The following is a 12,480-nucleotide window of genomic DNA, read 5'->3' as shown; positions in this document are numbered from 1 at the left end:
TGAATTCTAATGAATCTCCAGTTTTAAAGTTAACCTTCCCAATGTGAGAATGCATCCCGAATAGACTTCCGCATCCGTCAAAACCCTGCTGCCGTTCACAAATGTCCCATTGGATGAATTTAAATCCCTGATATAAAACTTGCCGTTTTTAATGAATATCTCGCAATGCCTTCCGGACACCGATTTATCGTAATCCAGCACCATCTGACAGGCTTCCGGCTTTCTTCCGATCACCACCGACTGAAGCAGCGGGCATTCAAACGTCCGGGCCAGGTTTTTCTGATCCGCCAGGCTCAAAACATATTTTCTCTTGTCATCCCAAAGCATCTGGGTGCTGTCATTGCCCTGTCCGCCTTTTCTTTGTTCCAGCCATTCCGTCTCCGACTTTTTCACCGGGGCTGCCGGGGCGCTGTTGGGGATCGTGCCGTTAAACGGTTCAAATGTCTCTTTTTTGTTCTTCTTTTTCACGATTACCACTACGAGAGCTGTAATTCCCGCCATGAATATCAGAACCGTTCCCACGCCAATGGCCAGTACTGCCAGAGGAATTCCACGTTCTTTTGGCTCCTCCTCTTCCTCATCCGGCACACTGACCGGTTCTGTCTCCGGTTCCTCTGTTTCCGGCTGGCTGACTTCCGGTTCCGGCTCCGAAACAGCCTGAACCATAGGCATACGCACTTCCGACATGGAAGTCACATCACCGCCTGAGGTATGGAATGTGACCTGAACCGTTTTAACCGATCCGTCGCACTGTTTCGCATCAGGCCGGGCGGTTATGCGAAGAACATCCCGATCCGCAGCCAAATCCATCACCACCGCGATGGGGTCCTCCACCTCGTCCAGAAGATACGATCTCCCATTGCTCATGCGGGACAGCGCAAACATGTTCTTGAGCTGCTCGTTGTTATTCTTATAGGTGCATCCCAGCGTATAGACAGGATATGGATTTTTGCCGATCAAATCATATAACTCTTCCTTTGTATAGCCGATGGACTTATTATCCACCCCGTCGGAAATGATAATGATCCGTTTAAAACAGTCATCCTCAGAAGAATTCAGTTCTTTTAACAGATCATACAGCACATCAGTCAGATACGTCTCCTGATCCTGATAACTGATTCCGTCCACAATCTGCTTAATCTGTGCGTAATCACTGCTGTCCTGGATCAGATATTGGATGCTCTCGCCGAATGTGGCGATCGTAAACTGTTCCCTGTCCATCCGGTCCGCCACAATATCCTGAATGGTCCGGCTGATAAGGGGACGGTATTTTTCCACCACGGACAACGAATTGTCCAGCAGTATAATTGTCTTGAGAGGAACCTCCTGCCCGGATATGGAAGCGCTCTCAACCTGGCCGCACAGACCGGTTCCGATCTGATACTCCAGGCTCTGCACTTCTCCCGGGTTCTGGACATACATCACGATCTGGCCGTCCCGGGTATCTGTATTCAGTACTGTTCCCGGATCTGCGGCAGAGGCCGGCATAACAGACGCCATGGCAATTGCCGCCGCCATCATCAGCGCTTTTAAACCTGATTTTTTCATACTCCCTCTTATTCCGCCGCATCAGCGGCATTATCAACTTATCTTAGAAATGTCGGATACCAGAAGAGCCAGGCGCTGTCCACACAGCCCCCGGCGCTTCAACCTCTGTTACTGAATCACATCTCCCTGAAGTCCGCCGGACTCCTGGGTGTTGGCATTTTCCGCTTCCTGATAGGTTCTTGCCATATCGTTTAAATCGGTAACGTGTTCCTGGATCATGCGGTTCATGCGTTCGATATCATCCTGAAGCTGGCTGAATTTGTTCACATAAGCGGATGACGCTTCGCCTTCCCATACGGTAGAAAGATTTTTTACGGTTGTCATCATCTCTGATGTTAAACTGCTGACGGTTTTACCGGAATTTCCAAAATTAGATGCTCCCTCGGTTAATTTTTCAGGTGTTACTTTTAAAATGCCTTCCATAATTTATTCTCCTTTTCTGATCTGATTTCTGTTTAGACGCTGCTTTTATAATTCGCACTGTGTAACTTTTCTCACTATTTGTAAGTTCTGGATGATGCGATTTCCTGATTTTTCTGCTCCGCCTGCTCATATTTCGCCGCAATGTTTAAAAGAGCGGTTACATACTGGTCGATTGCCGTTGCAAATGCGTTCATCTGGCCTTTATCATTGTTAAATGCGTTGCGGAATGCTGCCTGAGCCTGGCCTTCCCACATGGAAGCCAGCTGGTTTTCATATCCCTCCAGGGTTCCGATTTCATTTTTTAATCTGGAATTTAAATTTGTTAAATCTTCCGCTTTCTTTCTTAATTGGCTTGCTGTTACTGAAAATGCTGACATATGATTGTCCTCCTTATTTTATCATTAAATTTAATTATTATATCCTTTAGTAATCTCTCTTGCTGGCGATTCTGAGCGCCTCCATCTCCGCGTCATAAATTCTTTTTGCGATTCTCCTGATGTCGGCGGCCACCCGGTTCAGTTCTTCGGATGTGGCTGCGATATCCTTTTGAAGGATAACCCCCTTTTTGATATACGCGCTGGCATTTTCACCTTTCCAGCTTCCTGAAAGGGTATCCAATGAATTTTCAAGAGAGGTATTGGCAAGCTTTTTCAGCTGGCTGGCCGAAGTCTCCAGCCGCTCTGCCTGCTTGATGGCAGTTCTGAAATTAAACCTTATCTCTGATCTTGAACTCATAACGCCCTCCTAAAATAACACATCTGCGGGAAGCTCGCCCGCCATGGCCTGAACCTCAGCCTCTGTAGCTGCATAAACGCCTGCAATCTGCTGTAAATCCACCGGATGTTCGCCAAGCCGTTTCAGTATCTCGGTAATATCATCCGACTGGTCTGCGAACAGTTTTCTGTGTAGATCCCCGGCCTCCCCGATCCAGTAGGAAGAAGAAGCGGTTACCGTCTGTTTTAACGTGTCGAAATCTGCTTTCATGCCTTCAATTTCTTTTGCAGCCTCGGCTGCCTTGTTGTTTAATACGTCTGTGGATACTTTAATATGTACCCCGGAAGCAAGTAATCCCATCTCTCATCCTCCCTAGATCCGTATCGCTGCGATCGCAGAACTTACGGAATCTTCACATTTCTGATATTCGGACTTGGCATACTCCATACATTGAATCAGCTCTTCCAGGGTTTTATAAAGAGTCTGAAGCGCCATATAATCGTTTTGAAACTGAGCGTTAAAGCTCTCATGAGCGGGCCCCTCCCACATGGCACCCAGTTCCAGAATCCGTTCCTGCATCCGGTCCGAATGGCTTTTCAATGAATTAAGCGTGCTCGTCAAGGTATCAATATCGCTGTTCAGCGAAGAAATCGTAACTTCGATTATGCTGCCTGCCACTGTTCCTACCTCCTTTAAATAACTTCCATCCGTTTCAGGCTTACCGCCAGATCCCTGAATCTGTTCACATCGAACTCCGCTGATAAAAACGGTATTTTCGGCTGTTCATATTCTTCTGCGATCCGTTCCTCGGTCCGTCCGTACCAATCTGCAATTGCGGACAACGCCTGCTCCATCTGGTTCAGCTGCACCCGCTTTTCCTCAAGCTCTTCAAGCTTCTTTCGGATGTCTCTTCTCTGTTCATCGAGATAAGACAGACCGCTTAATGCGCTTTCCACACTTTTTAATGTTTCAGCTTCCAGCTCCAGGCGCCGGCCGGACATTTTTAAGTTGTCACATGTCTCTAATAACGGTTGAATTATTACTTTAAACACTGTCTCATCTCCTTGTATCCATATAGTACCAAATCATAGTGCGCAAGTCATAGAAAGCTGACTAACCGCACATTTATTATGACGGATGACCTGTTTTATCATGATTTGCCTGTTTTAAGGCTAAATCAGCATTAAACGCTTTCCGTTTACTATCTTATATTGTTTCAAATCGGCCTCCGGCGACAGGATTTCCCGGGTATCCAGACAGCATAAATTCAGTTTGTCCTGCATCCCCTCCAAACCGCACCGCTCCTTCTGGCATATCATCTCCACCATTTCCGGAATCAGCACGGATACCGGAACCTGTTCGTCCAGGCTGAAATCATAAGTCCTTCCAAGGGAAGGCACCGTTACGTCTACCAGTACCATCTTTTCCTCATTTCCGACGCCCTGACGGCCGTCTCATTCTATGTTCACAGTATCTTTTCAGATCAGCACATCTCCTTCGGAATGGAAGTTCCTGATGATCTGATCCCATGTTTCCTTAGCGTATACTTCCGCCCTTTTTCCGTCCCTGCCGCAAGTCAGAAGATAGGGATAAATGCTTCCCCTGACAATCAGATAGCGCGTTTCCGTAAATCCCATTCCGGCGGAAATCACGTCAAAAGAGGATATCCTGTTTTCCATGCGCTCCAATTGGCTAAGATCCGCGCTGCAGTCCGGCCCCTGTTCTTCCAGTTTTTCCAGTTCCTTCTGCACTCCCGGGTCCATTTGGCATATCCGGTCTGCCTGCGCGGCCGTTTCCTCCGCCCGTTCAGGTGCCAGCCCGCATTCTTCCATCCAGGTTAAAAGCCCGTCAAACGGCTCCCACCATAACCGGAATTCCTCAAACTGCTTTTCCATCATTACCAGTCCGTCTTTTGCCGTGTAGGCCAGACAGATACGGCCATGTTCCCTGTCCGTCATCATTCTGACCACAGTCCGGGAAATTCTCAGTTTTTCTATCCATCCGGCCACATCTTCCAAAACCACAAGCTTGCCGCCTTCTTCCCGGCATATGCCTTTTTTAACAAGGCCGTGAATGCACCGGATCAGCTCTTTGTCATCCGCCTCTTTATAGGAAACGGGAAATCCGTAAAGCTCCTCCACTCCGCACACGGTCAGCAGAACGGCCAGCTCTAATTCCTTAAAATAGTAGATTTTCTCTTCTTCCTTCATCATATCTTATAGTCCTTCAGAGATTTTTTATAACTTCTCGACAGCGGCACCGCCAGCCCGCCGTTAAGCGTGACCATATTTTGAGAAAGCATTACTTTTTCAATCTTTTTACCGTTAACTATGTAGCTTCTGTGGCACCGGATGAACTCAGAAGGCAGATTCTGTTCCAGGTTCTCCATGGTTTCATAAAATCCGATCTCCTGATCCAGAATTCTGACAAAAATCTTCTTTTCCCTGGCCTCCATATAATAGATCTGGCTGTATGGAATATACTGTTTTCCCTCTCGCGTTTCGATCATAAAGCACTCCGCCATATCCTCAGACTCAAACCGCTCCAAAAAGGACTGAAGCGTTTCAGCCAGCACTTCCCGAATCTGTTTTTCGTCCGCCGGACGAAGCAGCAGAGAGGACGGAGCGATCGCAGGCCTTAAATAGCGCATGGGTGACACGGCGGCGTCCGCCACCACCATGAGCAGAGACTCCCTGTACCTGGATCTGATCTGTTCCAGATACTCAAGCCCCTGCTTTTGGGTCACGTCATAACACATCACATCGGCCAAAGGCTCCTTTTTTATGTATTCCTGAAATTCCGGCAGTTTTAAAAAGTCCCGGATATCCCAATCCTCTTCGCTCAATTTTCCAGCCAGGTCCTTTACTTGCTTTCTGATGGCGGCAAGCTCGCCCTTGTCCTCATCATATGTTAAAAATGAAATCATCATTTACCCCCTGGATAAAGGTATCACCACTCTGCAAGGCTTTTCACCCTCTTCAGAAGGAATCATACCGCTTCCTGCCTTCATCGCTTTGCTGCGCTCCATAAACGGCAGGCTGTTAAAATCAAAAATTCTCTGTTCATCGGCCTTACCGCCCAGATGAATTCCATTTTTCATGCGGATAAAGTTCTCATAAATCTTCCGTCCCGCCACATCCCTGATATCGTCCTGGTTAAAGCAGGCATAGAAAAATACATTGTGCAGCACGCCTTTATCCGTAATATTCTCCACAAATCCGTGCATGGACGCCACACCCGGCTGCGGATTATAAATGCTGTTTACAAATCCCTTCAGATCGGCAATGAAGATATGGTACTTCTCATGCTCCTGCATCCGTTCATAGATGGCCTCTTCTTCCAGTTCCTCGCTTACGCACTGGCGTTTCAGCTGGTTTCTGGCCTTAAAGGAAGGAATAATGCTTTCAAAGAAATGATATACTTTCTGATCGGAATCCAGATACTCAGCCCCCGCTTCCTCTGCGGTCTGGCGAAGCTCTTCCGCTCCCGATTCGATCACCCAGATCTTCTCTCCCCTGAGAGCCGCCGAACGTATCATCACCTTCATCAGGTTTGTTTTTCCGGTTCTGGCTTTTCCTGAGATCAGGTAACAGTAGATTCTGCTCAGATCAATGCCGTAAACCGCAGCCGTCTCCATGTTGTATCCGATCGGAAGCGTTCTGTCATCCGCTGCCGCATTGACGGTATCTTCCAAAGCCGCGAACTCTGACCATACCGGCTTCGCCGGAATCTCAGGAACCGGCTTCGCCCGTTTGCCATCCCAGCATGTATTCATCCGTTCACAGACCGCCTTAATGGCCTCCATACGCTTGTAATCGTCTTCCGCTTCCACGGAAAGAGCCGTCTGGAATTCCAAAATGCTGCCGTCCACCACTGCAAGGCCACGCCCTTTGATATTGGACTCCGGAAGCACGGATACCCGCATCGTCTTTAAAGCGTCCGCATACTGGAATTTATCAGCCATTTCAAGACAGATGGAGGTGCGGATATTGTCTCCGATCTTGGACTGAATCTCCGACGAACTGTATCCGGCCGCCGAAAGCACCAGATAGATGCCGTTGGCAGACCCTTCTTTTGCCAGCTGGATCAGCACGTCTTCATATTGGTTCTCCGTTTTTTCCTTAAAATTCGCATAGCTGTCTATCATCACTATAATTGACGGACAGGTCACTCCGTTAGCCTGCACATACTGGCTGTAATTTCCGCCCTTAAACAAAAGCTTGCGCTCTGATAAGATCCTGGAAATCATGGTGAAGAACTTGGAAATCTTCTCCATATCCCCTTCATACATGATCCCGCCCACATGGGCCAGCCCCTCAAACGGGGACATCATGCGGCTGCTGAAATCAATGGCATACAGGTTTACATAATCAGGCGTATACCGGCTGACCAGCGCAAACGCCAGAGACTGTAAAAATGTGCTCTTTCCGCTCATAACCATACCGCAGACCGCATGGTGTCCGCCTTCTGCAAAATCCACCACAAGCGGGCTCTGAGCCTGGTTCTCAGGATCGTCATAAAGTCCGATCTTAACCTGAAGATTCCATCTGTGGCCCTGTTCCGGCCATCTTTTTCCGTCAAAGCTTTCCTCTTCATATCCGGGAAGCTGTTTCAAATACATGGTTTCAGGAAGAACGGGAAGCCATAATTTGATATCGTTTTGGTATCCCAGCCGCTGAGCCGATTCTTTCAGGTATTCCACCACAGCGTCCAGCTGGGTCTTCTCCTTCTGCTCCGGCAGCTTCTTTCCAAGGCGTTTTGCAGCCGCCACAATGCGGGCCGCCTGTTCTTTTTTGTCTTCCTCCGCTTCCATACAGATATCTTCGTACAGCTCTGTAAAATCCATCAGCCGCCTTGTGTTATAATCGTTCACAGCATAGTCCACATGATCCCTCTCCATCATCTGATAGATCAGAGCCACCGCTTTTTCCATATTTCTGCCGGTCTTTTCAAGAGCTTCTTTCGCATAGCCCATCAGTTTGATAATCCAGCGTTCCAGAACCTCTTCTTTCCGCTTCATCTTCGTATGGCTTCCGGTGATTCCGGTCTTTCCGGTTTCGGAAATCATCTTTGCCACCACATTTTTCGCATTGCCAAGTTCCGCGTCATAGGACGCTCCGCTCCATCCCGACTGGAATAATTCATACAGCTCATCATTTCCCACCTGAAGATAGCATCTTCCCGCCTGGGTGAGATAAGCCGCGTCCGGTTTATGCAGCATATCCATGCTGTCCTGACGGTCCTGAACTCTCAGGCAGAGGCGGAATTTGGAGTTGCTCCAGATATTATCATCCACCGTTCCGCTGGGCTTCTGGGTTGCCAGAATCAGGTGGACGCCAAGGCTTCGGCCTACCTGAGCCACGCTGATCAATTCCCGCATGAAATCCGGTTCTTCCCGCTTCAGCTCTGCAAATTCATCGATGATGATGAACATGTGGGGAATGGGGATTTGGGCCTCTTTATTCTTATACAGATTGGTATACAGGTTAATATTGTTGACGCCGTATTCGTTAAAGATCCTCTGCCGCCTGCGGTTCTCACTTTTAATGGATACCATGGCTCTGTGAACCTGATTTCCCGACAGATTGGATATCTGTCCGATCAGATGGGGAAGTCCGGCAAACAGGTTTGCCATTCCGCCGCCTTTATAGTCAATGATGAAAAATCCGATGTCGTCCGGGCTGAAATTAATGGCCAGGGAGAGCATATAGGTCTGAAGGGTTTCGGACTTACCGGAACCTGTGGTTCCTGCCACCAGACCGTGAGGCCCGTGATATTTCTCATGAACGTCCAGATAACAGGGCGCTCCTCCGGCTTTCTGTCCCACAAGAGCCCTCATATTCTCAAAGGTTCTGTTCTTTCTCCAGCGGTCCGCCACATTCAGCTCATTAAGGCCGGAAATTCCGTACATGTCAAAAAATGTCAGTGAAGACGGAATCTCGCCGCCGATCTCCACTTCGTTCACTTCGATATTGCTGAGACGCCTTGCAAGCGCCTCCAATGCATTCCGGTTCATCTCGTCAAAGCGGACAGCCGTCCGTTTGGCATAATCGCTGGCCGCATTATAGAATCCGGCAAAGGAGCTGTCATTTTGAATAATGCATTCGACCGCATTGGGCAGGTCCTCATATTTTTCCGCCAGCAGAATGGTTGACAGGCCAAGATTCCCCGCCCCTCCGTAGATATACTTTGCCGCAGGCTCGCCTTCCAAAAAGGAGGGTTCTGCAATCACCAGGATATAATACGGCTTGGGCGCCGTCTCTTTATTCCGTCCGGCCTGCTCTTCGGACCTGAAGCGGAATACCTTTGTCAGTTCATAGAATACGTCGCTGGCATCCGATTTGGTACCCGCCACATAACGGGTTTTCTTATCTTCCGACCACACATGGGGCAGCCATCTGGCAAATTCCCAGCAGTCCGCGTCAATTCCCTGGGCTTTATCATAGATAAACGCCAGTTTTACGTCCGTATAGGAGTTGTTAGCCGCTATCTGGGTTACCAGATTGTAAACCACATCCACTGCGCCCTTTTTATGCTCTCCGCCGATCACGCCGATCAGATGCTCTTTTAACAGATCCATGCAGATGGGAACATCGTGAAGAGTGCTGTAATTATCCTGAATGAATTTAGGTTTATCGGCCAGGGAATCGTTAATTAACGTAAATTTTTCCTTAGGAATGGTGATGGGAACCTGAAATGGAATATCCCCCATGCCCAAGCGCTCCGTCAGGAAATCCCCATGGCTGCTGTTTCTGTTCCAAAGCTGCATGGTTGTGCTGTCATATCCGCTGCACACCGCTGCCGACGGGTATTGTTCATTTAAAATCCGGGTATTTTTTTCATATTTTCCCCTGATGGTATCCGTACATTTGATCAGATATTCGCTGTAGCGCTCAAACCGCTTCAGCTCTTCCTTCTTCTTTCGATCTTTCGTATAGCGCAGATTGGCAATGGCCCATCCGGCTCCGATCACGGCCGACGATACGGCTGTGATCAGCCCCGTATACATAAAAGCGCTTGTATTGCCGCCTGACATCCGGCTGCTGTAGATGGCCAGACCGCTTCCTAACAGCATGGGAATTGCCATAGTCATGGCCGGCCCGATTACCATCGCCAGGGGAGTCTCCCCCATATCCTGAGGGCTTGGCGGCGCTTCGATCTCCACCGCTTCGTCTTCCAGCTTTTCGATATTTCTCGGCGCGCGGTGAAAATATTCTTTCTCGCGTTTGATCAGTCCCTGAGGCTTTGAAACCTCTTTGACCGGCATAGTCCAAACCTTCAGCAGTTCATGATTGATTTCCAACGCTTTACAGGGACGGACCGCCAGAATATCCCCCAGACAGACCATATTGAGCCCGAAGATATCCACGCTGTCCCCAAAATGAAGCTGGGCCGAGCCCACCACCCGGACGGAGTTGACGAATACGCCGTTTCTGCTGGTATCCTCCAAACGGAGCACATGACCCTGCATCTTTAAAACCGCATGGTCACGGGAAACCAGTTTCTGATACTGGTAGCGGATCATGGATTCCGGTTTATTTCCCACCGTGACCGCCATGCCGTCTTTTAACAGGTATTTTTCATAGGCGCAGAAAGAGCTTTCCTGCTCGCTGACCGTAATGGAAAGCTGTTCTTCATAGGGCGTGTTCACCAGAAAAATGTCATCGTTTCGCAGCGGCTCCCTTCCGTACGGCTCTGTTCCTCTGCTTATGGAATAGCGATTCCCGGCAAACATCCAGCGGTTTTCGATCACTTCCAGCTTTAAAACCACATCCTGATGCAGCCGGAACAAACGCTTATCAACTATGATGGTGGTATCATCATTATTAATTGCAGGCAGTACAAATTCTTTAAATGCGCTTTTACTATAAACGGAAAGTACAATACTCATATTTTTCTCCATTCTGCAGGCAAAGACGGCTTTTCCTCATCAATTTCTGATAATGGAAACTTCTAACCGGACGGAACCGGCGCTGATGCAGTCTCCTGACTGTATTTTAATGCCTCTTTCATCTACAATGACGGAATCCGACTTTCGAAGCAATATGGTGGGAACCGACATTTGGCAGTTTCTGATATATAAATCCTGTCCGTACTGAAAAATCTCACACTGGCGTTCCGACAGGCTTTGATTATTGATCACAATTGTATTTACATCAAACTGCCTTCCGATCCTTATGACTTCAGATGGGTTCAGCAGATATTTTCTCGTCGATAATTCATTGATCTCGGTCAGCTCCAGCATACATCTGCCGCGGGCCGGGGCTTCCCGTTTCAGCGCTTTTTCATCCTGTCCATAATCCACCGCAACAGGGCGCTGAAGACCTTTTCTCTCTTTCACCTCTTTCTTTTTAGCCGGATTTTCAAGAGCCCGGTCCAACGCTTCTTCCCGCAGTTTTTCCATGGCAAGCCTGCGCTGTTCCTTCTTCCTTTTTCCGGTTTTCGAAACGGTTATGAGAGCTATGATAACAATTATAACTATTACACCGATTATTATATAGAATGGATTATTTAGTAATTTGAAACCCATTTTCACCGGGACTCCCCCCTGTTTTCTAAATTCTTTTTATAAATAAGGAGTCTGACAAGTCAGACTCCGGCGTTTGCTATGATATCAAAAAAAGAGCCCGAATATCCAGCATTGTGATGGCTTGCGTCATCACAATACCAGTATTCTGCTCCTTTCGATTTTCGAAACCAGCTTTTACGACCACGCTCATCATACTTCCCCTGTGTGTAAAATCTTTTTTTAATGGTTCAAGTATACCATGTAAACGGTATTACGACAAGCTGATTTACATCCGGTTTTACTACCACAAAAGGCTGGAAACGATGTTAAAATCACCGGAAGTTATATCGATACACCACTTACCGTTAACCTTAATTACGTTCACCGTAATATCCTGGTCATCGTCATCTTCTTTTCCTTCAATGCTGATATTAACTTCCAGAGTATATCCGTCTGTCACCTCAATATCTTTTAAATCGTCAGAAAGCTGATTCACTAATTTATTGAATTTTTTAAGCGTAGAGGAATCCAGTTCATCCTCAATATCTCCGTAAAATCTACCGTCTTCCTGTACCCATTCCAGATAAGAACGAAGGTTTTTATAGGAACTTTTAACCTTTTTAAGATCGCTCTTGCTCATCTTGTCTTTATCCAGGATTTCGTATTTCACTTTGAAATCTTTTCCGTACATTTCCTTCAAATCGTCAAATCCGTCGCTTAATTCATCTTTGGCCTCGTCCATAGCCTCGTCAAATCCGTCTATGTCGCTCATGAGGCTGACACCATTGTTATACGCGTTTACCATGAACTTAGGACATACCGCATCTACGTATTTTTCAATCTTAGTATCTCTGTTATTCAGTAATTTGCATACCTGATTCAAAGGCTTTGTATAGCTTCCGCCTCCGAAAACCTTCATCGCGATCACCACGATCACGATCAATGCCAATGCTCCGGCCGCAAGACCTCCGATCAGCTTAACATTCTTCTTGTTGTTCTGTACCGGAGCCGGCTCTGCCTCATATACCGGCTGATTCACATAACCTGATGGCTGCTGTACGCCACCTGCCTCTTCGTCTACTCTCTGTCCGCAAGTTCCACAGAACACGGAATCATCTGGAAGCTCTGTTCCACAATTTGGGCAAAACATACTCATTTCCTCCTTTTGTATCTCTTGGTCTTTATCTATCAGTGATTTATTTGATAGCCTTATTCTAACTCAATTAATACTGCTACCGCATAATTCCTGATAAAATGCACATCAGGCATGATGAACAACCTGATTC

At 47.5% G+C, this 12,480-nt stretch carries 13 protein-coding genes; all 13 read right to left on the bottom strand.

The annotated features are described in order from the left end of the window. Positions 1-6 precede the first annotated feature (6 nt). Positions 7-1,548: an FHA domain-containing protein gene (locus C0033_RS12610; protein WP_103228223.1), complete on the bottom strand. Its 1,542-nt coding sequence runs from the start codon at positions 1,546-1,548 to the stop codon at positions 7-9. 108 nt (positions 1,549-1,656) lie between these two features. Beyond that, positions 1,657-1,971, bottom strand: coding sequence for a WXG100 family type VII secretion target (locus tag C0033_RS12605; RefSeq protein WP_103228222.1), 315 nt, complete (start codon positions 1,969-1,971; stop codon positions 1,657-1,659). A 74-nt stretch (positions 1,972-2,045) separates the two neighbouring features. Continuing rightward, positions 2,046-2,348, bottom strand: coding sequence for a WXG100 family type VII secretion target (locus C0033_RS12600; protein WP_103228221.1), 303 nt, complete (start codon positions 2,346-2,348; stop codon positions 2,046-2,048). A gap of 46 nt (positions 2,349-2,394) precedes the next feature. Then, positions 2,395-2,706 (bottom strand): WXG100 family type VII secretion target, encoded by a 312-nt coding sequence (locus C0033_RS12595; protein WP_103228220.1) that lies wholly within the window; start codon positions 2,704-2,706, stop codon positions 2,395-2,397. A gap of 9 nt (positions 2,707-2,715) precedes the next feature. Then, on the bottom strand, positions 2,716-3,045 hold the full coding sequence (locus C0033_RS12590; RefSeq protein ID WP_103228219.1) for a WXG100 family type VII secretion target: 330 nt from the start codon (positions 3,043-3,045) through the stop codon (positions 2,716-2,718). Positions 3,046-3,057: 12 nt separating this feature from the next. After that, on the bottom strand, positions 3,058-3,363 hold the full coding sequence (locus C0033_RS12585) for a WXG100 family type VII secretion target (RefSeq protein ID WP_180994713.1): 306 nt from the start codon (positions 3,361-3,363) through the stop codon (positions 3,058-3,060). 14 nt (positions 3,364-3,377) lie between these two features. Further along, positions 3,378-3,737 carry a hypothetical protein gene (locus C0033_RS12580; RefSeq protein WP_103228217.1) on the bottom strand — a complete coding sequence of 120 codons (360 nt, stop codon included), beginning with the start codon at positions 3,735-3,737 and terminating at the stop codon, positions 3,378-3,380. Between the two features lie 120 nt (positions 3,738-3,857). Beyond that, the gene (locus tag C0033_RS12575) at positions 3,858-4,106 is read right to left on the bottom strand and encodes an EsaB/YukD family protein (protein ID WP_103228216.1); all 249 of its coding nucleotides are present in this window, start codon (positions 4,104-4,106) and stop codon (positions 3,858-3,860) included. 57 nt (positions 4,107-4,163) lie between these two features. After that, positions 4,164-4,898, bottom strand: a complete 735-nt coding sequence (locus C0033_RS12570; RefSeq protein ID WP_103228215.1) for a hypothetical protein — start codon at positions 4,896-4,898, stop codon at positions 4,164-4,166. Beyond that, positions 4,895-5,611 (bottom strand): LytTR family DNA-binding domain-containing protein, encoded by a 717-nt coding sequence (locus C0033_RS12565; protein WP_180994712.1) that lies wholly within the window; start codon positions 5,609-5,611, stop codon positions 4,895-4,897. Before C0033_RS12565 ends, C0033_RS12570 begins: the two co-directional genes overlap by 4 nt. A gap of 3 nt (positions 5,612-5,614) precedes the next feature. Further along, positions 5,615-10,588, bottom strand: coding sequence for a type VII secretion protein EssC (essC, locus tag C0033_RS12560; protein ID WP_103228213.1), 4,974 nt, complete (start codon positions 10,586-10,588; stop codon positions 5,615-5,617). 27 nt (positions 10,589-10,615) lie between these two features. Continuing rightward, positions 10,616-11,089 (bottom strand): FHA domain-containing protein, encoded by a 474-nt coding sequence (locus C0033_RS12555; RefSeq protein WP_146043765.1) that lies wholly within the window; start codon positions 11,087-11,089, stop codon positions 10,616-10,618. Between the two features lie 406 nt (positions 11,090-11,495). Then, positions 11,496-12,344, bottom strand: coding sequence for a zinc ribbon domain-containing protein (locus tag C0033_RS12550; protein ID WP_180994711.1), 849 nt, complete (start codon positions 12,342-12,344; stop codon positions 11,496-11,498). Between the last annotated feature and the right edge of the window lie 136 nt (positions 12,345-12,480).

The sequence above is a fragment of the Clostridium sp. chh4-2 genome, assembly GCF_002899675.1.
Classification (GTDB): domain Bacteria; phylum Bacillota; class Clostridia; order Lachnospirales; family Lachnospiraceae; genus CHH4-2.
This window is presented reverse-complemented; position numbering and strand designations above follow the sequence as displayed.